This window comes from Bradyrhizobium sp. CSA112 (assembly GCF_029051645.1).
GTDB lineage: Bacteria > Pseudomonadota > Alphaproteobacteria > Rhizobiales > Xanthobacteraceae > Bradyrhizobium.
The window spans coordinates 1-23,045 of sequence record NZ_JAACFS010000016.1; the positions used below are offsets into that span (position 1 = coordinate 1).

The 23,045-nt window shown below is 62.3% G+C and carries 18 protein-coding genes and 1 pseudogene; 4 read left to right on the forward strand and 15 right to left on the reverse strand.

The window, feature by feature from the left end; translation table 11 throughout:
- Window positions 1–288: 288 nt before the first annotated feature.
- From GWE18_RS23960 to GWE18_RS23970, 3 genes are all read right to left on the reverse strand, one after another.
- Window positions 289–1,125: an enoyl-CoA hydratase family protein gene (locus GWE18_RS23960; protein WP_275188162.1), complete on the reverse strand. Its 837-nt coding sequence runs from the start codon at window positions 1,123–1,125 to the stop codon at window positions 289–291.
- A gap of 34 nt (window positions 1,126–1,159) precedes the next feature.
- Entirely contained in the window at window positions 1,160–1,921 is a 762-nt protein-coding gene (locus tag GWE18_RS23965; protein ID WP_275188163.1) for an SDR family NAD(P)-dependent oxidoreductase, read from the reverse strand.
- A gap of 946 nt (window positions 1,922–2,867) precedes the next feature.
- On the reverse strand, window positions 2,868–4,052 hold the full coding sequence (locus tag GWE18_RS23970) for a CoA transferase (RefSeq protein WP_275188164.1): 1,185 nt from the start codon (window positions 4,050–4,052) through the stop codon (window positions 2,868–2,870).
- A 110-nt stretch (window positions 4,053–4,162) separates the two neighbouring features.
- On the opposite strand from GWE18_RS23970, the gene GWE18_RS23975 reads away from it, so the two are divergent.
- On the forward strand, window positions 4,163–5,095 hold the full coding sequence (locus GWE18_RS23975) for a dihydrodipicolinate synthase family protein (protein ID WP_275188165.1): 933 nt from the start codon (window positions 4,163–4,165) through the stop codon (window positions 5,093–5,095).
- 184 nt (window positions 5,096–5,279) lie between these two features.
- Window positions 5,280–5,471, forward strand: a complete 192-nt coding sequence (locus GWE18_RS23980) for a hypothetical protein (protein ID WP_275188166.1) — start codon at window positions 5,280–5,282, stop codon at window positions 5,469–5,471.
- A 13-nt stretch (window positions 5,472–5,484) separates the two neighbouring features.
- Here the strand turns inward: GWE18_RS23980 and GWE18_RS23985 are convergent, their stop codons facing one another.
- Both GWE18_RS23985 and GWE18_RS23990 read right to left on the reverse strand, forming a co-directional pair.
- Window positions 5,485–6,156: an endonuclease/exonuclease/phosphatase family protein gene (locus GWE18_RS23985; RefSeq protein WP_275188167.1), complete on the reverse strand. Its 672-nt coding sequence runs from the start codon at window positions 6,154–6,156 to the stop codon at window positions 5,485–5,487.
- A gap of 8 nt (window positions 6,157–6,164) precedes the next feature.
- On the reverse strand, window positions 6,165–8,003 hold the full coding sequence (locus GWE18_RS23990) for a VTT domain-containing protein (RefSeq protein WP_275188168.1): 1,839 nt from the start codon (window positions 8,001–8,003) through the stop codon (window positions 6,165–6,167).
- Window positions 8,004–8,603: 600 nt separating this feature from the next.
- Here GWE18_RS23990 and GWE18_RS23995 point away from each other — a divergent pair.
- The gene (locus GWE18_RS23995; RefSeq protein ID WP_275188169.1) at window positions 8,604–9,800 is read left to right on the forward strand and encodes an acetyl-CoA C-acyltransferase; all 1,197 of its coding nucleotides are present in this window, start codon (window positions 8,604–8,606) and stop codon (window positions 9,798–9,800) included.
- 132 nt (window positions 9,801–9,932) lie between these two features.
- Here the strand turns inward: GWE18_RS23995 and GWE18_RS24000 are convergent, their stop codons facing one another.
- The 9 genes and pseudogenes from GWE18_RS24000 to GWE18_RS24040 form a co-directional block, all read right to left on the reverse strand.
- Window positions 9,933–12,248, reverse strand: a complete 2,316-nt coding sequence (locus tag GWE18_RS24000) for an MHYT domain-containing protein (RefSeq protein ID WP_275188170.1) — start codon at window positions 12,246–12,248, stop codon at window positions 9,933–9,935.
- Between the two features lie 463 nt (window positions 12,249–12,711).
- A complete protein-coding gene (locus tag GWE18_RS24005; RefSeq protein ID WP_275188171.1) occupies window positions 12,712–13,215 on the reverse strand; it encodes an SRPBCC family protein in 504 nt (167 codons plus the stop codon).
- The gene (locus tag GWE18_RS24010; RefSeq protein ID WP_275188172.1) at window positions 13,199–13,555 is read right to left on the reverse strand and encodes a metalloregulator ArsR/SmtB family transcription factor; all 357 of its coding nucleotides are present in this window, start codon (window positions 13,553–13,555) and stop codon (window positions 13,199–13,201) included. Before GWE18_RS24010 ends, GWE18_RS24005 begins: the two co-directional genes overlap by 17 nt.
- A gap of 196 nt (window positions 13,556–13,751) precedes the next feature.
- Window positions 13,752–14,659, reverse strand: a pseudogene (locus GWE18_RS24015) (transposase).
- A 123-nt stretch (window positions 14,660–14,782) separates the two neighbouring features.
- Window positions 14,783–16,417 carry a PQQ-binding-like beta-propeller repeat protein gene (locus GWE18_RS24020; RefSeq protein WP_275188173.1) on the reverse strand — a complete coding sequence of 545 codons (1,635 nt, stop codon included), beginning with the start codon at window positions 16,415–16,417 and terminating at the stop codon, window positions 14,783–14,785.
- A 197-nt stretch (window positions 16,418–16,614) separates the two neighbouring features.
- Window positions 16,615–17,907 (reverse strand): TRAP transporter large permease subunit, encoded by a 1,293-nt coding sequence (locus tag GWE18_RS24025; RefSeq protein WP_275188174.1) that lies wholly within the window; start codon window positions 17,905–17,907, stop codon window positions 16,615–16,617.
- Between the two features lie 16 nt (window positions 17,908–17,923).
- A complete protein-coding gene (locus tag GWE18_RS24030) occupies window positions 17,924–18,418 on the reverse strand; it encodes a TRAP transporter small permease (RefSeq protein WP_275188175.1) in 495 nt (164 codons plus the stop codon).
- 10 nt (window positions 18,419–18,428) lie between these two features.
- Window positions 18,429–19,418, reverse strand: a complete 990-nt coding sequence (locus GWE18_RS24035) for a C4-dicarboxylate TRAP transporter substrate-binding protein (RefSeq protein ID WP_275188176.1) — start codon at window positions 19,416–19,418, stop codon at window positions 18,429–18,431.
- A 646-nt stretch (window positions 19,419–20,064) separates the two neighbouring features.
- Window positions 20,065–20,967, reverse strand: a complete 903-nt coding sequence (locus GWE18_RS24040; RefSeq protein ID WP_342804284.1) for an RNA polymerase factor sigma-32 — start codon at window positions 20,965–20,967, stop codon at window positions 20,065–20,067.
- Between the two features lie 355 nt (window positions 20,968–21,322).
- On the opposite strand from GWE18_RS24040, the gene GWE18_RS24045 reads away from it, so the two are divergent.
- Window positions 21,323–21,613: a hypothetical protein gene (locus GWE18_RS24045; RefSeq protein ID WP_275188177.1), complete on the forward strand. Its 291-nt coding sequence runs from the start codon at window positions 21,323–21,325 to the stop codon at window positions 21,611–21,613.
- A gap of 17 nt (window positions 21,614–21,630) precedes the next feature.
- On the opposite strand, the gene GWE18_RS24050 is transcribed toward GWE18_RS24045, so the two are convergent.
- The gene (locus GWE18_RS24050) at window positions 21,631–22,995 is read right to left on the reverse strand and encodes an ATP-binding protein (protein ID WP_275188178.1); all 1,365 of its coding nucleotides are present in this window, start codon (window positions 22,993–22,995) and stop codon (window positions 21,631–21,633) included.
- Window positions 22,996–23,045 lie beyond the last annotated feature (50 nt).

The window sequence follows — 23,045 nt, forward strand, 5'->3', positions numbered from 1 at the left end:
CAGGTCAGGCCGACATCCGGGTTGTCGACATATCGAGCGATATGATCACGCTTTCCGTAGATTGGCCGACCTATCCTCTTACGAACCCCATCAGGCGACGGCCTTGCGCCGATCCCGTACAGAAGCAAGTTCCCGGCGAGTGGATGACGCAAAAGGGATTGACTAATCGAGGCCCGTTACAGAAGCCCGGATGGAGCGCAGCGCAATCCGGGATTCTCGTGACGTTCAGCAGCGGTCCCGGGTTTCGCTTCGCTTCACCCGGGCTACGATCCTGCGGCTCGCGCCCCCTCAATTCCCCTGGAACACCGGCGTCCGCTTGTTCGAGAACGCCTCGAAGGCGCGGGCAAAATCCTCCGTGGTCATGCAGAGCGCCTGGGCGACCGCCTCGGCTTCGATCGCCTCCTCCACCGACATCGCCCATTCCATCGCCAGCATACGCTTGGTCATGGTGTTCGCGAAGGTGGGCCCATCCGAAATCTGCTTGGCCAGCAATTGCGCCTGCGCCAGCACCTGTTCCGGGGTGACGATACGGCTGAAGAAGCCCCAGCGCTCGCCCTCCTCCGCGGTCATGAAGCGGCCGGTGTAGAGCAATTCCGATGCCCGCGACTGGCCGATGATGCGCGGCAGGATCGCGCAGGCGCCCATGTCGCAGCCGGCAAGCCCGACCTTGTTGAACAGGAACGCGACCTTGGCGCCGGTCGCAGCCAGGCGCAGATCCGAAGCCATCGCGACGATCGCGCCAGCGCCGGCGCAGATGCCTTCGACCGCGGCAACGATCGGCTGCGGGCATGCCCGCATCGCTTTCACGAGATCGCCGGTCATGCGGGTAAAGGCGGTCAGTCCCTTGGTGTCCATCTGGATCAAGGGGCCGATGATCTCGAACACGTCACCGCCGGACGAGAAGTTTCCGCCCGCGCCTGTCACGACGATGGTCTTGACCTCGTCATCGATCGCACAGGCGCGGAAGAAATCAGTAAGCTCGCGGTAGCTTTCGAAGGTCAGCGGATTCTTTCGCTCGGGACGATTGAGCGTCACGGTGGCGACGCGGTCGACCACGGCCAGCAGAAAATGTTTCGGCGAATAGTCCGCCAGCGGCAGCGTGACGGGATTGGCTGGCTTGCTCATGGTCTCTCCTCGTTATTCCTTGCAGGCGCGCTGACTAGACTTCGCCGCCGGCGACCGCGATGGCCTGTCCCGTAATAGCGGCAGCGCCTTCGCCGCAGAGCCAGAGCACGGTATCAGCCACTTCCGACGGCGCAACCAGGCGTCCTTGCGGATTGTGCTTCGACAGTTCGGCAATCGCTTCGTCGCGGCTACGACCGGTCTTCTTGATGATGTTCTCGATCGAGCCTTCCAAGAGATCGGTTTCGGTAAAGCCGGGGCAGACCGCGTTGACGGTGACGCCGCTTTTCGCCGTCTCCAGCGCCAGCGAACGGACGAGGCCAATCACCGCATGCTTGGCCGCGCTGTAGGCGCTGACATAAGCATAGCCCTTCAGGCCGGCGGTGGAAGCCACCGCGACGATCCGGCCGCGGCGGCGCTCGATCATTCCCGGCAAGACGGCTTGCGTGGCGTGGACCACGCCCATGAAATTGACGTCTATCATCCGCTGGAACAACGCCGCATCGGAGCGGCCGAACGGCGCGGATTCAGCCGCGCCCGCATTGGCAATGAGGATGTCGATCGGTTGCCGCGCGGCGGCCTCGGCAATGGCTGATTTGACCGACGCCTGATCGGCGACATCGGTTACGGCTGCGAACTGCGCCGCGCCGGAGCTAACAGCTTGATCCAGCGTTGCGCGGTTGCGGCCGAGAACGGTCACCGTCGCGCCCGCTTTCGACAGCGCCGCTGATATCGCAAGGCCGATGCCCCGCCCGCCGCCGGTGACGAGCGCATGGGAGGAACGCGACAATGGGGACATCGGTCAGGCCTCCTGGATGATGGCTCAGCATATATTTTAAACTTCAAGCTTTTGCAAGGAAGCGGCGAGGCTAGAGCGGCGGTCAGATAGCCCGGATTGGGCACCGTTCCCTCCCCGTCATTGCGAGCGCAGCGAAGCAATCCATAGAGCGGCAAGCGGAGAGATGGATTGCTTCGCTGCGCTCGCAATGACGGGGAATATGACTTCGCGATCTCGCGGCGCTGGTCGCCCGAGGTTTGCATCTTCGTTTGCCCTCTTCGATCAGAGGGCGCAGGGAAGACCGGGTGCTTGCTGCACCCGCGGTCTCGCGTGCGATTTGCGCAAACAAAACTGCACACGAGCATACAGGGCAGCGGGAGCATTCCGGCCTTCCCTGCGCAATGGCTTTACGGCTTACTTCGTGCTCTCCCCGGTGAACGGCTTTCTTGCCACCGTCGCTGCGCTTTCACACAGCTTAACGCCAGCACCGCGGCGTCCGGACCACACGACTTCGCCGTACACTTCCGGCGCGTACGTCTAGCGCGCGCCATCTGCGTCCATCGCATCTCACCGCACGTTCGTGACGATCGCGAGCGCCCCTCATCTGCCGTGAGACGGGCGGAGTTATGCCGGTGATTTGCGTGCCAAGTTAAGCGGAATATTTTTGCTGAAGGGACTGGACAGGTTTTGACTGATTTGCCCGTCGTGCCAGTTTGTCGCACGCCGCTGCACGAAGTTGCGCTTGCGCGCAAAGCAAATCAGACCGTAGTCCGGGTTGGCAAATTCTCTCGTCGTCCCTGCGAACGCAGGGACCCATACTCCGCGGTGGAAATTATTTGGGTGCGCTGGTCGACGGCTTTCTTCAGCAACGCAAGCCGGTGGTTATGGGTCCCTGCGTTCGCAGGGACGACGAGAGATGGTGGGTACGTCGCTAACGCTCCTTTGCCCACCCTACGGCAGCTTCGCGTTAAATAATCCCGTCTCTGCGCAACGCCGCGATCGCCTCCGCATCGTAGCCGATGTCGGTAAGCACACGATCGGTGTGCTCGCCGAGCGTCGGCGGGCGCGACACGATTTCGCCTGGGGTCTCCGACAGCCGCACCGCGGCGCGCGCTGTCGGCGCGGGGTTCGGCAAGCCGGGATAGTCGACGTCCTGCATGAAGCCGGCGGCGCGGATGTGCGGATGCTGCAGCGCCTGTTGCGGGCTCAGCACCGGTCCTGCCGGAATCATCGCTCTTCCGAGGGTGTCGACGGCTTCCTGCGTGGTACGTTCGGCGCACCAGCGCGCCATTCTTTCGCTGATGATGGGTCCGTTGTCGCCACGCTTGATGTCGTCGGCGAAACGCGGATCCTGCAGCCAGTGATCCTCTTCCATCAATCTCGCCCAGCGAATGAAGAGCGGGTGCCCGGTGACCTGGCACAGCACCCAGCCGTCTTTGGTGCGGTAGATGTCGGCAGGCGCCGCGGTCTGGCCGAGATTGCCCGTGGGAACGCGATTGGCTGAGATCACCGCCTGCTCGATCAGCGTTGCGTTGGTGAAGGAGAGCGCGGTCGCCAGCAGCGCTCCCTCGACGATCTGCCCGCGGCCGGATTTGCCGCGCTCGATCAGGGCGGCAAGCGTGCCGAACGCGCAATGCAGCGCGGTGCCGAAATCGACCCAGTTCACCGCGGCGCGGTACGGCGGATCGCCCTTGCCCGTCATGTAGACCGCGCCCGACATCACCTGCCCGACGCCGTCGAAGCCGACGCGATCGGACCACGGCCCGGGTCCGCCGAAGGCGGTCGCCGTGGTCAGGATGATGTCCGGCTTGATAGCTTTCAACGATTCATAATCGAGCTTCATCGCCCGCAGCGTCTGCGGTGGCAGATTGGCGACGACGACGTCGGCGGTAGCGACCAGCCGGCGCATCACCTCCTGCCCTTCCGGCTTCATCGGATCGAGCGTGATGCATTTCTTGTTGCGATTGACCTGCAGGAACAGCGCGCCCTCGCCGCCTTCGCCGACCGGTGCGACAAAGCGATCCTCGCTGCCGTCGCGCTTTTCCACGCGAATGACTTCCGCACCGAATTCCGCCAGCAATGTCGCGCAATAAGGCCCCGCGATATAGCGCCCGAAATCGAGGACGCGAACGCCCTCCAGAACTCCACCCATCGATCTTTCCCTTGTTCTTTCTGCTCGATTGCGCCGAGCCTTCTATCATGTTGATGAATGAATTGGACGACCATACAATCACTGATCCTCTTCGAACGGAACATCCCCAGATGACCACGACTGCAAAACGTCCCTATCGCGGTGTCTTCCCCGTCGCTCCGACCATTTTTGACGATCGTGGGGAGCTCGATCTTGCGGGGCAACGCCGCTGTATCGATTTCATGATCGACGCCGGCTCAAACGGCCTCTGCATTCTGGCCAATTTCTCCGAGCAGTTCGTCCTGACCGATGCCGAACGCGAACAGGTGATGGTCGCGGTGCTGGAGCACGTCGCCGGCCGGGTGCCGGTGATCGTGACGACGACGCATTTCGGCTCACGCATCTGCGCCGAGCGCAGCCGCCAGGCCCAGGATGCGGGTGCGGCTATGGTGATGGTCATGCCGCCCTATCATGGCGCTACGTTCCGCGTGCCGGAAAAGGCCATTTTCGACTTCTATCGCACCGTGTCCGACGCCATCGACATCCCCATCATGATCCAGGACGCGCCGGTTGCCGGGACGCCGCTGTCGGTCGACCTGCTGGCGCGCATGGCGCGGGAAATTCCGAACGTCAGCTATTTCAAGATCGAGGTGCCGATGGCGGCCGCGAAGCTGCGCGACCTCATCGCCGCCGGCGGCGACAACATCGAAGGGCCCTGGGACGGCGAGGAAGCCATCACCCTGATGGCCGATCTCGATGCCGGCGCCACCGGCGCCATGACAGGTGGCGGCTATCCCGATGGCATCAGGCAGATCATCGATCCCTATCTGGCAGGGCGCCGGGAGGAAGCGATGGCGGCCTATGCGCGCTGGCTGCCGCTGATCAATTACGAGAACCGCCAGTGCGGGTTGCAGGCCGCCAAGATCCTGATGAAGGAAGGCGGCGTGATCGGCTCGGAAGCGGTTCGTCACCCCCTGCAAAAAGTCCACCCGGCGGCTCGCGCGGGTCTCATCGAAATCGCTCGCCAGCTCGATCCCGTGGTGTTGCGTTGGGGACGGCAATAGCGTCTTCATGACGGCTAGAGCGTTTTCCAGCGAAGTGGAGTCCGGTTCGCGTCAAGAAAACGCGTCAAATCAAAAATCTAGAGCCCCGTTCCGATTCCATCGGAACGGAAATGGCTCTAGACGCAAAACCTCACGGAAACGGAACCTTCGTTTCGGTCAAACGTAAAAATTGCGGAGGATCGACATGACCGAACAACAGACCTTTGCATTGCTGCTTGGCGAGGCGGCCATGGCCGTTTGGGGCGATATGCCGCGCGACATTCAGGAAGCGCTGTTTGAGACCGCGATGCGCGAGCGGGAGGATTTGCGCCACGACCTCGCCTGCCTGTTGCATGATCGCCATCCCAGGACCCAACACCCCACGAAACCGGTCTGACGGCGAGCAATCCCTAATCCGAGAAAGCGACATCGGCGATGACGGGCAGATGGTCCGAGCATGTCCGGGCCTTGCGGTCGGTCCAGGCCGAGCGGATCAGCCCGTCGCGCGTGACGTAAATCCGATCCAGCCGCAGCAGCGGAAAACGCGAGGGGAATGTCCGCAATCGTGTCCGAACCGGACAGGTTTGGGCGAGCACTCCCCGCACCGACCTTACCCAGAGCCAATCGTTGAAATCGCCGAGCACGAGCGTTCGCTTCGGCTGCACTAAATCAACCAAGGCATGGGCTTGAGAGTGCCTCTCATGGATGCTCAAACCGAGATGAGTGGCAACGACCGTCATCTCGCCCGCACTCGATTGTATGCGCGCCGAAATAGCCCGGCGCGGCTCCCGTTCCTGATACGAGACGTCGACGATTTTCGGAGCCTCGAGGAAGGGCCACTTGCTTAGCAACACCTGCCCATAATCGCCGTCCTGTGTGACGATCGAACGGGCATCAATGCTGTGATCTCCGACCGCTTTCGCCAATTGGGCAAAGGGATCATCGGTTCGTCCGCGCGAATCGACCTCCTGCAGCGCGACCACATCGGGCGACCAGTGCCGGATGATCGAACAAACGCCATCCAGATTGAATGTCCGATTGAGGTGGAAGATGCCGTGCACGTTCCACGTCATGATGCGCATTGTGGGCGTCACGTTCTTCGTCCTGCCATCCATGTCACCAGGAACTGCACGCCGAGGCAGAGCGCGATCCAGGCTATGATCGCCAGCGCAAGCAGCACCGCATTCGTCCACGAGGCATTCCTGGCCAGATCCGCGATCTGCGCGCCGAGCGCCGCCATCACCGCGATCCCCGGCGCCATGCCCAGCACGGTGCCGAGCAGAAAGTCGCGCAGGCTCAATTTGCTGGCGCCCGCCACCACGTTCACGATCGAGAACGGGGCAATCGGCACCATCCGGATCATGGCGACCGCAACGACGCCCCTATTGATGATGCGGCTCTGGACCCGGGCCGCCCGGCGCCCGAGCAGGCGCTGCAACCGGGCCTGGCCCAGCACGCGGCCGATCGAAAACAGCGTGAGCGCACTGAGCAGTACGCCGGCACCGGCGCTGACGAACCCCATCCACGGCCCCAGTGCCGCCGCCGTGGCGGCGATCAGCACCAGCACCGGAAACACCACCAGCCCGCCGATGACGAAGGCGGCAATCGCAAACAGCGGCGCGAATTGCGACCGCGCGGGCTGCGAAATGACCGAGGAGACGAAGCCGACATCGGTGAAATCGCGCAGCGATGTGTACTGCCAGGCTAGCGCAAGCCCGGCGAGCGCCGCGGCCAGGCCGGATACGGCGAAGATGGTCCTTGGCGTCCACATGCGATTGGCGGCGCGGTCGAGGTGAAGCGGTTCTCTGGGATCGGCGACGGGCTGCACCATCGTTGCCATGCTGCTGGCTGACGCGGCCGGGTCGATCGGCTGCAGTGATTTCGCGCCGCCCCCCTCCGCCAGGCGATCGAGAAATCCAAGCAAATCGGCTTCGTTGCTTGCGATTTCCCGTTCATCGGCGCCGCAGAAATGCCCGATCAGTTGGCGGCGAAGCCGGGCGATATCTTGCCGGTGCGCCTCAGATGTCGCCTCGAAGGCGAGATCGCATTCGGTATCGGCGCCCATCGAGCGATTGTTGAGATTGGCCGAACCCACGCGCAGAATATGGTCGTCGACGATCATCACCTTGCTGTGCACCATGACGACGGCGGCCCCGTCCGAATCCCGCGTCGTTGGATAGAGAAAGCGAATCCGGTCCATGACGCCTGCCGCCACGAACTGGCCGATGAATCCGCCGCGGCCGCTTTGCATGGCCTGCGATTCGAACCAGGACGAGTGCATCTTCGGTATAACGATCAGAACACGAAGCTGCGGCACGTCAAGCATCCGCCGCGCCAGCAGGCGCGCGATGTCGGTGGCGCTGGTGAACTGATTCTCGATGTAGATTAAGCGGTCGGCCGCATTGATGGAGGCCTTGAACAGCCGCGCGACCTCGTTCACGCCGGCTTTGCTTGCGGTCGCTATCTCGGTCCGGGCGATACCCACCGTCATTCCGCGGGACTGCACCGGCACCGAGGCCGGCCAGCGCTCGCCGGTGACCGCCGCTGATGTTTCGACGGTGCAGCCGGCGGCTCGCCACCTGCCCTCGGCCATTTCCGTCAGGCTGGCCGCAGCTTCGCCATCCACCATGCACTGCACGTCGTGAAACGGCAGATAGGGCTTGCCGTCGGGATCGGTCCGCAGCGGATGATGGGCTTGGTGCTCGCTGGTATCCCAGCGCCGGATCGTGAGGTCGAGACCGCCGACAAAGGCAAGCGCGCCGTCAATGACGACGATCTTCTGATGCTGCGCGGAGCCCAGCGGAAGGCTGGAGTCGAAACAGAAACGGAGCCGGTCCGGCGCTTCCGAGGTGAATTTGGTGGCTGAATTCCACTCCCGCTCCGCGGCGTACAGCGCCGGGAAATTCCAGCTCAGGATGTTGATCCGCAACTCAGGCTTCGCCTTCAGGAGCGCTTTGAGAAACGCACCGAGCTCTTGCGGATAGCCATCGTCGGCGTACCCGGAAGGCCCGACAAACCGGGTCTGGCTGTGGATGTCCCAGCCGATGATGTAGACCTGCCGCGTCGCCAGAAGCAGCGATTCCCGTAGAGCGGCGAAATACGCGGCCGCGTCGTTAAGAATTGTCAGCCGCCCTGCCTTGCATCTTCTCCAGACGGTCTCGCCAGGGATGAGGATGGATGAGCTTCGCAGCAGACGGCACCTCGGCGATACGTGGCAATGGGGACGGATCGCGAGCCGTTAGGGCCCGGCCGCCAACTAGCCAACGTTTGGCGGGGAAGACGGTTCCAGCGCCGGGCCCCTGCGCCGCGGCGGCGCACGCGCCGACGGCGATCCTCCGGCCGCCGACGCCGTAGCATACGGAACGGCGGCGCGGCCATTCTCACAGCCGGCCGGGAACGTCCTGCCGGCCGGAAAACGTCGGCAGTTTGGACCCTTTGGGCGCGAGGAAAAGCAGCCGTACCTCATTGCAATATCGCGATATATGATTATCGTCATATAACAACCCGCGACCGAACAGGAGAACCTGTGATGCCCGCAAGCCCCGATCCCGTCGTCATTCTTTCCGCCGCCCGCACGCCGCTTGGCCGGTTCATGGGCGAACTCTCCCCGTTCAGCGCGCACAAGCTCGGCGCCCACGTGATCGGCGCGGCGCTGCAGCGGGCGAAACTTGCGCCGGAACGTGTTGACGAGGTCTTCATGGGCAATGTGCTGCCGGCCGGACAGGGTCAGGCACCGGCCCGACAGGCCGCGCGCGGCGCCGGACTGCCGGATGCCACCGGCGCCACCACCGTCAACAAGGTCTGCGGCTCCGGCATGAAGGCAACCATGCTGGCCCACGATATCATCAACGCGGGTTCCGCCGAGATCGTGCTGTCCGGCGGCATGGAGAGCATGTCGAACGCGCCCTATCTGCTGGCCAAGGCCCGCGGCGGCTATCGTGCCGGCCACGAGCGGATCATCGATCACATGATGATGGACGGGCTGGAAGATGCCTACGAGACCGGGCGCTCGATGGGCGACTTCGGCGAAGCCACCGCGGAAGCCTATCAATTCACCCGGAAGGACCAGGACGCCTACGCCATGGAGACGCTGACCCGCGCCCGCAAGGCGGTGGAAGGCGGCGCGTTCAAGGCTGAAATTGCGCCGATCACGCTACCTGAAAAAGCGGGGCCGCGGATCATCGCCAATGACGAGCATCCGCTCAAGGTGGACCCTGCCAAGATTCCCGGACTGAAGCCCGCGTTCCGCGCCAACGGCACCATCACGCCGGCCGCCTCCTCCGCGAATGCGGACGGCGCCGCAGCGCTCATTCTGGCCAAGCGCTCGCTCGCCAATCGCGACAGCCTGCCGGTGCTCGCCGAGATCAAGGGACACGCCACCCACAGCCAGGAGCCGCAATGGTTCACTACCGCGCCGATCCCCGCGATCCGCAAACTACTCGACAAGGTCGGCTGGAGCACAGCCGACGTCGATCTGTTCGAGATCAACGAAGCGTTCGCGGTGGTGGCGATGGCGGCGCAGAAGGATCTCGGCATCGCCAGAGAAAAACTCAATGTCAATGGCGGCGCCTGCGCGCTCGGCCACCCGATCGGCGCCACCGGCGCGCGGTTGATCGTAACGCTGTTGCATGCGCTGGAGGCGCGGAACCTGAAACGCGGCGTCGCCGCGCTCTGCATCGGCGGCGGTGAAGCAACCGCCATCGCGGTCGAGCGCGTCACGCGCTGACGATTGGAACGAGATGCGAGCGGCGCCAGCGGTGTCGCTCGCCGCCTTTTCTCAACCGATCATCTCGCAAACCCGCTCAACCGCCTGGCGCGTGCGCTCAGAAGGGCCAGAGAATGGCCGCGGCCTCGCGTGCTAGGCTCTCTTCGGGTGCAAGGTCACAACCGAGCGCATATCGGCCTGTACGCGCATGGCCTCATCGATGACGGCCACCAGCGCCGTCTGGTCGAACGGCTTGGAAATGCGCGGTAGGTGCGTGAAGCCTGGAAGCTCGGCATATCCTGTGCAGAGCACTACCGGCGTGCCGGGACGCTCGGCAGCCACTACCTCGGCAAGCTGAAGCCCGTTCATTCCCGGCATGGCGTAATCGGTCACCACGATGTCGACCTTCGGCATTCGGGGCAGGAGCCGGACTGCCTCCTCGCCAGAGCGCGCCTCGATCACGGCATGGCCGAGATCATCGAGCATCGCAGCGATGCTGTCGAGAACAAGAAGGTCATCATCGACGACCAGCACGGAGATGGGCCGACTGCGGGATGCGGAGCGCGACGGCTCGGCCGCATGGGGCACCGCCACCTTTTCGTCCTCACAGGCGGGCAGCCAGATCTCAGCCGTGGTCCCTTCGCCGATGTGGCTCTTCAGCAGCAGCACGCCTCCGGACTGTTCGGCTAGCCCTTTCACCATCGAGAGGCCGAGACCGGTTCCCTTGCCGACACCCTTGGTCGTAAAGAACGGCTCCTGCGCATGCTTCAGCGTCGCCTCATCCATGCCGCGTCCGGTGTCGCTCACCGAGAGCGCGACGTATTGTCCCTCCGCAAGACCGTCGATGGCATGCTCTTCGCGCGCGGCGATGCTGATCACCCCGCCGCCCGCCGTTATCGCGTCCCGCGCATTGACGGCGAGGTTGAGGATCGCGAGCTCAAGCTGGTTGGCATCGACCTTCACATTTGCAAGTTCGATCGGAAAACGGGTCTCGACCCGGATGCCCGGATCAAACTTCAAGAGCGCTGCCATTCCGCGCACCAGCTCCGGGACATTCACGACGACGGGCCTGAGGTCCTGCTTGCGCGCGAATGCAAGCATGCGCTGGGTCAGCGAGGCGCCCCGGAGGGCCCCCTGGATCGCGTTGTCGAGGAGCCGGTGGATCCTGGGATCTTCCGGCTGGAGGCGTTTCTTCGCGAGTTCGAGGCTGCCCAGGATCACGGCGAGTATGTTGTTGAAGTCGTGGGCCACGCCGCCGGTAAGCTGTCCGATTGTCTCCATCTTCTGCGACATCGCGAGCGCGTCGCGCGTGCGCTCCAGCGCTTCCTGGGCTCGGCGGCGTTCCGTCACGTCCCGAACGATCTTGGCGAAGCCTATGGTCTCGCCCCGCTCGTTCCGCACCACGCGAATAGTCGTCTCGGCCCAGAAGCGGTTGCCGTCCTTGCGAACACGCCAGCCTTCACCTGTCGACTTGCCTTCCCGCTTTGCCTCCAGAAGCATGGCATCAGGAATTCCGGAGTCGCGCTCCTCGTCGGTGTGAAGGATGGCGTAGTGCGTCCCGACGATCTCCTCGCCGTAGCCGATCAGCCGGCGCGCGCCGAGATTCCAGTTCGCCACCCGTCCCTCTGGGTCGAGCATGAAGATGGCGTGATCGGCCACCCCCTCCACCAGCAGCCGGAATCTCTCCTCGCTTCGCCTGAGCGCCTCGGCTTCGCGACCAGCTCGTTCTGCCGAGAACCGGTCATACACGGCCGCAGCAAGCCCCATGACAAGGACGACAATCGTGGTGCCAGCGATCAGGAACGCGAGGGGCGCTTGTCCCACCGAGCCGGGTGCTGCGCGGCCAAGGACGACATCCGCGGGAACGAAGGAGGAGCCCCGCATGGCTGCGTAGTGCATCCCGGAAATCGCCATGCCCATGACGGCTCCCGCCGCTATGCGCTCGAGCACGCTCGTCATGTGAAAAGCGAGGCGCAGCGCTATGATGGACGCTCCGATCGCAATGGCGATGGAAAGCACGACCCAAACGGGGTCATAGTGGATGGAAGCCGCCATCCGCATGGCGCTCATGCCGGTGTAGTGCATGCCGGAAATCGCGAGCCCCATTGCAATGCCGGAAACGACGAGCGCGTTCGGCCGCCGACTTACGACGACGAACGCGGCTGCCGCGACCAGGATGGGAATGGCAAGCGAAAGGAGCGTGAGGAGCGGGTCGTAGGAAATATCCACGCCGGGCAGGCTAAAGGCCAGCATGGCCACGAAATGCATGGACCAGATGCCGCCGCCCATGGCGACTGCCGCAGCCCCGAGCCAGCCCAGGCTGGCGGAACCTGAAGCGGCCCGCATGCGGGTCGCCAGATCCAGGGCCGTGTAGGAGGAAAGCGCGGCGATCAGGACCGACAGCGCGACGAGAACGGGGTCATGGGAGCCTGGATGGTGATGCATTCCGTCGACGCGCGTTGAAAGCATCTGAATAGCACCGTTTTTCCAACGGTGCATTGTTCCGGTGCCGAATAGTTGAAGAGGCCAGGTTCGGCGAAGAGCTGGCCGGGCCGGGAGGGACCAAACCTCCGAATGGCGGAATCAAGATCCGCTGCATTATTCAACGATTTCAAGGGGCATTTGGAAAATGCCAAAAGCGCCCTCTAGCAATTTCAATATGTTGGCAGTTGTTTCCAAGAAAAAAAGCGAGCCTTGCGGGGGCCGGTCAAACAACGCCGGCAGTCGGCCGCTCCGAGCCGATGCCCGCTTTGACTGCGAATCGATAAGCTCTTGCGTCATGCTTATCGGCGGTAGGCAACGAACGGCCGCTTTGCGCCCGCCCCATAGCGGACATTCGCCTGACGGCAGCTAAGCGCCAGCTCCGGCCGGAAAGGCCGGTGGAGTCACTTCCCAAGAGCAGACGTTCCCCCGAGGCGAGTTTCCCCCCGCGCTACTCGCCTATGCTGGAAAGCAATTCGTCGAGCTGCTCCAGCTGCTCCGGCAATGCGGCCGCCCCGCCCTGTAGTGCTTCCTCAAGCGCCTCCTTGGACGGATAGACTTCGTGGAAATTCAGCAGCGTCTTCCCGCCCTGGTCCTCGAAGGTCACGGTCGTGACCGCGCCCTCTTCACCCTCGTCGTTGGTCCAGACAATGCGCTCGTTCGGCACCACCTCGAGATACTTGCCGTAGAAGGCCATGGTGTCCGAACCGCCAGCGCCGAATTCCAGCCGATATTTGCCGCCGGTACGGACGTCCATATCGCACGATACGAGCGAAACGCCGGATGCCGATTTTGGCACCCACCAGCGCTGGAACAGCTCGGGCTGGCTCCACGCCCTGTAAACCGTGCTCGGCGGCGCATTGAATGTCCGCGTTACGACGAGTTCGCGATCCCCTCTGCGCTCGACTGACGTGCGGTTCTGCGCACCACCTGCACTGTTAACTTGCTGATTCATCGCTTCCCTCCTGCTTCATTTCGCTGATGATTTCGTCCAATGCTTCGAAGCGGGCCTCGAAGAGCTTGCGATGCGCCTCGATCCACTCGGCCTCCGCCTTGAGGCCGCGTTTCCTAAGCTTGCAGGTTCTCACCCGTCCGACCTTCTGCGTGACGACGAGCCCCGCCCGCTCGAGAACCTGGACGTGCTTCTTCATGCCGGTCAGCGTCATCTGGAACTTATCTGCGAGACTGGTGATCGACGCGTCCCCTCGCCCAAGCTGATCGATGATCCCGCGGCGGGTCGCATCGGACAGCGCGGCGAACGAGAGATCGAGGGGAGGACTTACATACTGAACCATATAGTTCAGTGTCTAACCTGCTCGCGCAGGAAGCGCAAGCGTCCCCAACTTTCCCTGCCGTAGACCGGTCATTCGAGGTCATGCACCGCGGCGGCAGCAAAAATCGTCTGCTGCGGGTCGATTGCGTTGAAAAAGTCGACCAATAGGCCGTTCGTAACGATGCCAAGAGGCAGGCGCGCGCGGGCTCTACTGTGCCTTAGGCGGGCTGCAGGGCGGTGGCCGCCAGGAGGAACTCGTCTTGAGCACCCAATGGGCCTCTCAGCCTGAGACGGTCGAGCCGCAGGATGCGCTTGAGGTGCGCGAAGAGCATTTCAATCTTCTTCCGTTCACGCCACGACGTCACGTAGGCATGGGTCTTGGCGATCTCGCGCACAACGTCTCGAGCCTTTTCGTGGATTGAACGTGGGACCTTGCGGGAGGGCATCTTCGGACAACACCGGGGCTTGAGTTCGCAAGCATCGCAGTCATGTTTGCTGGTCCGGTAGAGCAGCGTTGTCCCATCGTTCACAAGGGTGCCGGTGGAAGTCAGCACCTTGCCAGCTGGGCAGATGTAAACGTCGCTCTGTTGATCCGTAGGCGAAGTCTTCCCGAGAGAACGTCCCGTCGGCACGCCCTGATTTATCGAAGACCGGAATGTGCGCCTCGATCGCTACAACGCGCTCGGGACGGAGCTCAAGGCGCTCTTCGGTACGCTCAATCATAGTGCGCGCCGCACCGACCTCGGCCTGCCGGACAACTTTCGCAGCAGATCGCAGTCCCGGAGCGGCCATCCCTATTCTTGGAGAAGGTCGAGTGGTCCGGCACCTCGCCCTCAAGACCGAGCCGACAGAACCACCGGTAAGCGAGGTTCAAGTGCACTTCCTCGCACAAGCGCCGTTCGGAGCGGATGCCGTAGCAGTAGCCAACTAACAGCATCCGCACGAGCAGGTCGGGATCAATCGAAGGCCGGCCAGTGCAGCTGTAGAATGGCTCCAGGTGCCGTCGGATGCCCGATAAATCCACGAACCGGTCGATCGATCTCAGCAGGTGGGTAACAGGAACGTGTCGCTCAAGGGAGAACTCGTAGAACAGCACCGCCTGATCAATCTGCCGCTGACCCATCATCGATTCGGCCCTCCCGCCCAACGGACGGAGTGAATCAGCGAAGCCGCTCGGCTTCAACGGCCGAGTTTTTCAACGCAATCTGCCAACAGGCGACATTGACTTGGCATCACGTCATCGCCGACATCAGGGATTTCTGACTTCGAAGGCCAACAGGACGTTGCCGGGCAGACCACTCCATTGGGCGTAGCCGGAAGCTACGTAGAGCATCCCTTCCACGATCGTTGGACCAGGTCCGTCCATGGCGCCGCCGTTTGCCGAAACGCCATTCACCGTCGCGTAATTTCGCGCCGTGTCGATCTCCCAAAGCAGTCTGGCGTCGGCAGTGGCATAAGCACGTAGATAGCCGCTGACCGCGCCAGAAAAAACAACACCGGGAATTACGGTGACTGCTGCGGAAAGCGCAGGGCTGCATTGGCTTCGATCACCACACGGGACCGGCGCCACCTGCCATGAGACTTTCCCGGTGGCAAGATCCAGCGCGAAAAGACCCCCGCCGGCAGCGGGGTCCAGACTCATCGTGCCGCCGGGAAGAAACCGAAGGTCGGAGTTAGCGACATACAGGCGCTTCTCGTCCACGGCGGAGCCCCACATGATGCCTCCCAACGGACCACCCTTACCGATCCGCGTTTGCCATAAGATCTTGCCTTCCTGGTCAGGATCCAGCGTATAGACCACACCGGATTTCTGCCCGACGGCCAACACACGCTGTCCGTTGCCCAAACTCACCAGGACGGGCGATTGGCCAAAATCGGAATCTGGCCCATGGTCTTCCGGACAGTTGGTCGGGTCCGCACCTAAACAACCCACAATATAGCTGTCGTTGGCCGTGACCTGCCGATGCCAGAGCATCCGGCCGGTCGCGAGATCAAACGCCAGGATGGCATCGCTGGTATCTGCCGCCGGGTTCGAATAGCTGTTCCCGGTCGCGACATAGAGCGCCTGACGCTGGACATCGATGGTCGGCGCCGACCAGACGGCTGCGCCGGACGGACCATACAGCTGCGTCCCGATGACATTCTGCTTTGTCGGGCGCGGTGCCTCAGGGATCGTGTACGCCTTCCATACCTGCCTGCCGGACGCGCTATCCAGCGCCACGACACTGCCTCGAAAGGTGCAGCATTGGTAGCTGGGTTGAGATCCAGTCGCTTCCTCGAATGACGAGACCGGCACATACAGCACGCCGGAATACAGGGTCGGCGCGCCGACGATCCGGGCAGCCGGATGATCCTCAACCTTGATCTTCCACAGCAACGCGCCCGTCGTCGCATTCACGGCGTAGGCATTGGCGCGCACATCGCCAAAAAACACCGCAAACTGATCCGTGCCGGAGATCGGACCAACGCTGATCGCCGTTCGGACCACGGCCTCTGTTGCGAGCGTCCAGCGGGTGCATCCGCTCTTGGCATCAAGCGCGTAGACCTTGCGATCGCCACCTCCCACAAACAGTAGACCGCCAACAATGGTCGGCTGGGCATTGGCTGCAGACGCGCCCGGAAATCCGAACGCCCATTTCAGCTTCAACCGAGGCACCTGCTCCGGCGTCAGTCCGGCCATCGCTGCTGGTTGAAACCGGCTGTTGTTGATGTCTGCGCCCCAGCCGTTCCATTGTGGTCCGTCGAGCCGATGGGGAAACCCATCCGGATTGTGCGCGCACTTGGAGATGTCGGTCGAGGCAGGCGAGGCTTGCTGCTGCGCGTGTGCCGCGAGCGGAAAAGCTACGATGCAAGCAATTATTGCAATGAGATCTCGCCGGCGCATCGGTCCATGCCCCTGCTGTGTATCACACCATAGCGTAGAACCTTTAAGGGACACATCCAAGAGGTCGAATGTCCGCGTTGGGTCAAAAGCGACGGTTTGGCAGTCGGCCAATCACTTCCGGTCTACCCCTATCAACAAACATTCTCGGATGCCGACGGCATGTCTCAAAGGTGTCACAAGTGGTCGTCCTTTCGATCTCATCGCAAATCGGAACCGAAGATCATATCAGGGACAAGCAAGACCACCGAGGGGACGAAGATCAGTATCAGGGTCACCACGGTGACGGCGATCAAAAACGGCGTCGAGTCTCGGGTGTACTCGCTGATCGGACAACGCAGCACCTGGCAGGCGACGAACATGGCGGCGCCGACGGGCGGCGTGTAGTTTCCGATCGTGGCAGCAATAATGAACACGAGCCCGAAATGGACCGGATCAATCCCGTACTTCGTCACCAACGGAAGGAAGATAGGCGTCAGCATGATGATGAGCACCGAGCCTTCCATGAAGGTGCCGGCGATCAGGATGAAGAGCACGATGAGCACCATTACAACGTGCGCGTTTTCCGTCACGCCCAGCATCCAATCCGAAATCACCTCGGGTATTCGCTCGAACACGATGCCGTAACCAAAGATCGCGGAGAGCGCGAGCAGGAACATCACGGCCCCGACATCGACCAGGCTGCCTTCGATGGCTTCACGGAAACTCGCGAACGTCAGCATCCGGTAGGCGAAGAACCCCACCGCCACCGCATAGATGACCGCGAAGGCTCCAATCTCCGATGGCGTGAAGATGCCGTAACGCAATCCCGCCAACAGGAAGATGGGAAACAGGATGGCCCAGATGCCACCCCACGACGCCAGCAGGATTTCACGCGCAGTCGCCCGCGTCTCGCGTTCAGGCTCGTAGCCGCGGCGGCGCGCGGTGATGGCTATCGCAACGGCGAGAGCTGCCCACAGCATGAAGCCCGGAATAATGCCGGCGGCAAACAACCGTCCGATCGAGACCTGGCCGACCGTGCCATACAGTATGAATCCAATCCCGGGTGGAATGATTGGCGCCAGCAGAGAACCGTACGAAATCACGCCGGCCGCATAGCCGCGGGCATAGCCGCGCTTGAGCATATGCAAACCAATGATGCGGGCATTCATGGCGGCGTCGGCAATCGAGGACCCCGTCACCCCGCTCATCAGCGTCGAGAGTGCAATAGAGGTCTGCGCCAGGCTACCGTGCATTCTTCCTGTCAGTACCGTGGCGAGCTTGAGCAGGTTGGTCGTGATGCCGGAGTTGTTGAGAAAATTGCCGGCGAGGATAAACAGCGGAACCGCAAGCAGCGCGAAATTCTGCGTCTCGGTTACCGTTACCTGTATCGGGATTGTTGCCGGCAGTTCCGGATGCTGGATGAAGAACAGCGCGCCGGCAATTCCAATCGCGAAGGCAACTGGCATTCCGATCAGCATCAGTACCGTGAACGCAATGATTACGATCAACATGGCTATGCGCGTCGGATCATATGACGTCGACGGCGCGATATTCGGCGCGCTCGCCCCGGAGTTCTCTGCGGACCTTGAGCGCGGTTGTCACGATCAGCAGCGCCGCGCCGACCGGCAAGCTCATTGTGACCCAGGAGTAGCTGACTTCCGGAATGCCCTGGAAGCTGCGTACCCGACTGATCCACGATAAATAGGCGCCCATCACGAGGAGGTAAAACAGGAACGCGGTGATCAATGCGTAGTTCACCATACGGAGGGCCGCTTGGAGCTTGTCCGGCAGGCGATTGGCGAAAACTTCGATGGCCATCATGCTATTCTTCCGCCAGGCAATGTCGGCGCACAGAAAGCAGGCCCAGGCGAACAGGGCGGTCGAAACATCCGTCGACCAGTTGATCGGATGGCCCAGCATCCGCATGACGCCGCCAAGAAAGATCAGGATTACCATCACGATGAGAAACGCGGAGGCGATCCATGCCTCGGCGGCGCACACACGCTGGTAGATTTTCTGCATTCAGCTGAACCTACTTGCCGATTTCCTTATGCACTGCGCTCTTGGCGTCGGTTATCTTCAGGACCTCGAACGCTTTGTCGCCGGCCTTCCGGAAAGCGGCGAGATCGACATCCTTGTTGATCGTCATGCCTCGAGACTTCAATTGCTGCTCGACTTCGGCCTCCAGCCTCAAGATCTGACGCGATGTCTCCTCTCCGGCTCGATCGGCCTCTTCCACCAGCGCGTCCTGATACTCCTTCGGCAGGCTGTCGAACCATTTGGCGCTGACGACTTCGAAGTTGATCAGCATGATGTGCCTTGTCTCATTCGCGACTTTAAGCACCTCGTAGAAACGGCCGCCCGGAATGTTGTTGTAAACCAGCTCGACACCATCGATCGCCCGCTGCTGCAGTCCCGGGTACATCTCGCCGAATGCCATCGCTACCGGCACGGCGCCAAGCGCGCGTATCGACTCTTGCCAAATTGGGGCCGGCGGCGTGCGGATGCGCAGGCCCTTCAGATCGTCCGGCGTCTTTATCGGCTTGTTCGTAAAGAAATGTCGATAACCTTGCACCCAGTTGAAAGACACCACCTTGAGCCCGAACTTGGCCGCGAGTTCTTCCTGCCATTTTGCGACGGTCGGCGCTTTGCGCAGCTTGGCAACCTCTTCCAGCGTCTCGACGAAATAAGGTCCGTTCATCACGGCGATGCCGGGAACGTAGTTTCCCATACGCGCCGCGTCGGTGTTCTGGCCGATATTGGCTCCCTGCCTGATCTGCTCGATGATGTCTTCCTCGAGACCCAGTTGCGCGGAATGGAAGACATCGATCTTGAGACCGCCATTGGTGCGCTGCTCGACGGCTTTGGCCCACTTCAGGAAGCCGTCGTGGTATGGCTCCTTCGGGCCAAGCACGTGATTGAATTTCAGCGTGAATGTTTTCGGTGTCTGAGCCCAAACATTCGAACAGTCGAGCGCCCACAGGCCGAGCGCAGCACACGTGATCACAGCCAAATTTTTCATCACATCCTCCCTGCGGCTTCGTGCCGGCGTGCCGCCCCGTGCCTCCCGTCTTTTTCCTGCGGCGGCCATTCCGACGATGGTTTGGCGCCGAGGCCGATGCTACCAAATGAAACCAGGCAGACCTTGCTTTCTCATACAGTGAAACAGAGCGCCGGCCGCCGCGAGGGTAAATTCCGCCAAGGCAAAGTCCGTTCCACGGCCCGTCGATGCTGCGAGAAAGATACGGACCAGAGTGTCGTCCGCGGCTGAAGAACCGCCGCCGGGGAAGGGGTACTCACCAATCACTCGAGCGTGGATTGCAGGCGCTCGAGACGATCGCGGCGACCGGTTCGCTCGTCAGCCTCGGGGAAGCTGCACGCCGCACTGGTTTGCATCGCAGCACAAATGCATCGCAGCACCGGTGCTCGCCTATTCGGGACGCGCCGTCGGCTCACTATTCGTTGTCGGGCCGCGGAGTCGAATGACACGTCAGAAGCATAGGGAACTTCGTCCTGAAGTCCTGACGCTCTGAGGGGCGCTGTCGAAGAAACTCGGCTGGCGAGGCGCTTCATCGAGACGCTGAGCCATCCGGCGTTCCAACGATAGTTGCATTCAGCAGTAGGGACGAAAGTCCGCTTTGCGCCAGGACCGGCCAACCGGACGCCTCTCAGGCCGAGAGGACGGCAGGTCTCAGGCGCCTTGCCGCACGCTTGACCTTTTCGAAGGCCAGGGTCTCGATCTGCCGCACGCGCTCACCGGAAATGGACAACTCACGCCCGAGCTCCTCCAGGCTCGGCGGATCCTCGCTGAACCGCCGCGCCTCGAACACACGCCGCTCCCGCGCCGTCAGCACATCAAGGGCTGAATGGAGCGCTTTCGCCTTTTGCGCGCTCTCATCCTGTTCGACGATGATCGCCTCGGCGTTCGGCGAATGGTCGACCAGCATCGCCTCCCATTCAGTCGGCCCGTCATCGCTGACGGGCGCATTCAGCGAAACGTCTCCCGTCAGACGGCTGCTCATCTCGATCACTTCGCGAACGGGAACCACGAGCTCCCGCGCGACGGCCTCGGCGACCTCCTGCGTGAGCCCTACCCTGTCGCCTCCGAACTTGCTCATGGCGCGCCGGAAGCCAAAGAACAGCTTTCGTTGCGCGGCCGTCGTCCCGATCTTGACCAGCGACCGCGACCGCAGAATGTAATCGTGGATGGCGGCCTTGATCCACCACAGCGCATAGGTGGAGAACCGGGCGCCGTGGCCGGGCTCAAAATGCGAGGCCGCGATGACGAGGCCAAGATTGGCCTCGCCGATCAGGTCGGCAAGCGGAAGGTCGTATCTCTGGTAGCGCCGCGCGACCTTTGCCGCCAGCCGAAGATGGCTGGTGACGAGCGCATCGGTCGCCCGGCGATCTCGATGCTCCTGCCAGCGTCGTGCAAGCTGCTGCTCCCGCGGCTGCTCGAGCAGAACGTATCGCTTGATGAGAGAGGCGTACTCGTCGACGAAATCCTGCGATCTGCCGTTGGTCAGCGCCTCCCGGCTGTCTGACATCAATGTTGTGCTATGGGCGTTCATGGGTGGCTCCAATCCGTCGGGTCCGGCAGATGGACCCTAGGAGAAGACGCCGTGACGCAGCCATTAAATTGGAATTGAGGAATATAAATTCGCTGTTAGCGTCCGTGCGGCTTTGCATCTCGATTTCAAGATCGCCAGATCTTGTTCTGAACGAGAGGCTCAAGATTAGTTGAGCTTTGTGAAGGGCAATTTAATGGGGCGAAATCGCTGCCGCCCTACATCTCCATCACGCACCCGCTGTCCGGGTGCAGCTTCAAGCGAGCAGTTCGCGTTCGAAAAAAACATACGCCAGTCGCGGCGTGTGACCGCGCTTGCGCGTCCGGCGAATTTCCCGCGTCACGTATGGAGAACGACAATGACCTCGATCAAGACAATCGCGGTCGCAGGACTGCTGTCGATGATGGCAGCAGCACCTGCCTTCGCGCAAGAAGCCATCCAGGAGCCGGGGGCTTTCGCATTCTTCTACCCGAACCTTGACGTCCTGAATGGCGGTGCGCCCACGCCGGCCTACCGGATGGAAGGGCTGCCGCCCTCGGTGATGCAATCCTATAACGAGAGAGAAAGCGGCTTGGCCGGTCCAGACGTCTGGCACCACCGGGTCCACCACGCGTCCAGCACCACGCATGACGGCCGTTGGCATGGATGACCTTCGGCCTGCGCCCCCTATGTCCCGACGACTTGCTCATCGGGGCAGACGATCTCCACCCGGCCCCCCGGGCCGGCGTGGATGATCAAACGAAATCCGTGCAGCTTCACGATTGCCGAAACCAGGTTCAGTCCGAGGCCGACGCCCGGCGTGTTGCGAATCTTGTCCGATCGATAGAACCGGCGCAGCACGGCCTCCTGTTCCCGACCGCTGATCCCCGGCCCCGTGTCCGTCACGCGCAGGATGGTTTCTCCCTCGCCGCGCAGCAACTCCAGCTTGACCGCGCCGCTTTCGGGCGTGAACTTGATAGCATTGTCGACGAGATTGGCGACCGCCTCCAACAGCAGATCCCGATCGCCGTGCACGTAAAGCTTGTCTGACGTGTCCACACTCAGCGCGATCTGCTTGTCTTCGGCGATCGGCTCGTACATGTCGCAGACTTCGCGCAGCATTTCGTCGAGCGCCACATTGCCGAATGCAGACGACCGGCGACTGTTTTCGATTTCGGCGAGGCGCAACAGCGCCGTGACAATCGATAGTGACTGATCAATGCCGGCTATGGCCTTGTCGGTGGCCTGCTGGAGCTGTTCAAGCGTGGTCGCATTGGTACGGCCGCGCTCGAGGTTCAGGCGTGCACGCGTCAGCGGCGTTCGCAGATCGTGGGCGATGTCGTTGCCGACGCCGGCCAGTGCATTGATGGTGCTCTCGAGTTCATCGAGCATGCCGTTGACGATGGCGGCCAGCCTCGAAAACGGTTCGTCTACCTTTCGGTGCGGCAACCGCTCATGCAGGTCGCCTGCGATGATGCGCTGGACCCGCAGGTTGACGTCCTCGACGCGTCGCTGCGCACGAACGCTCAGCCACGCGCCGGCCAGTAGCCAGAGGCAGAATGCCGGCAACAAGCCAAGCGCGAACGCCGTTCCGACAACCCTGAAGATCTCCCCGGTCTCGTCGACGTTCCGCCCGATCACCAATATGTCGCCGTTCTCAAGGCTCCGCGCGACGGTCCTGACCGACGTCGCGCCGGCCTCCTTGTCGTCGACGCGCGCGAGCGGCACGCTCTGCGCCGGCGCGCCGATCTCGATCCCGTCCGGCAGGGCTGCGACGTTGCCGACAAGCCGCTTCCCCCTCGCGTCGAACACTCCGGAAAATTGGACGCCGCGGGAATCCTGCCCGAGATGATCATCGAGCGCGCCGATCAGGCGGTCGCGCGGCAATCCGGCAAAGAAATCGACCTGCCGCGTGATCATGCGGTCGGACCGCGCGATCAAGTAGTCGTCGATGCTGAAATAGATGAACCCGAATAATACGGTGACGAAGACCGCAAACAGGCCCGCCAGCGCCGCGGCCCAGTGAAACGTCTTCGAGTGTATGAATTGCAACTGAAGCTTCCGATCCTGCCGTCCGACTGCCTCACCGGTCCGACGGCATG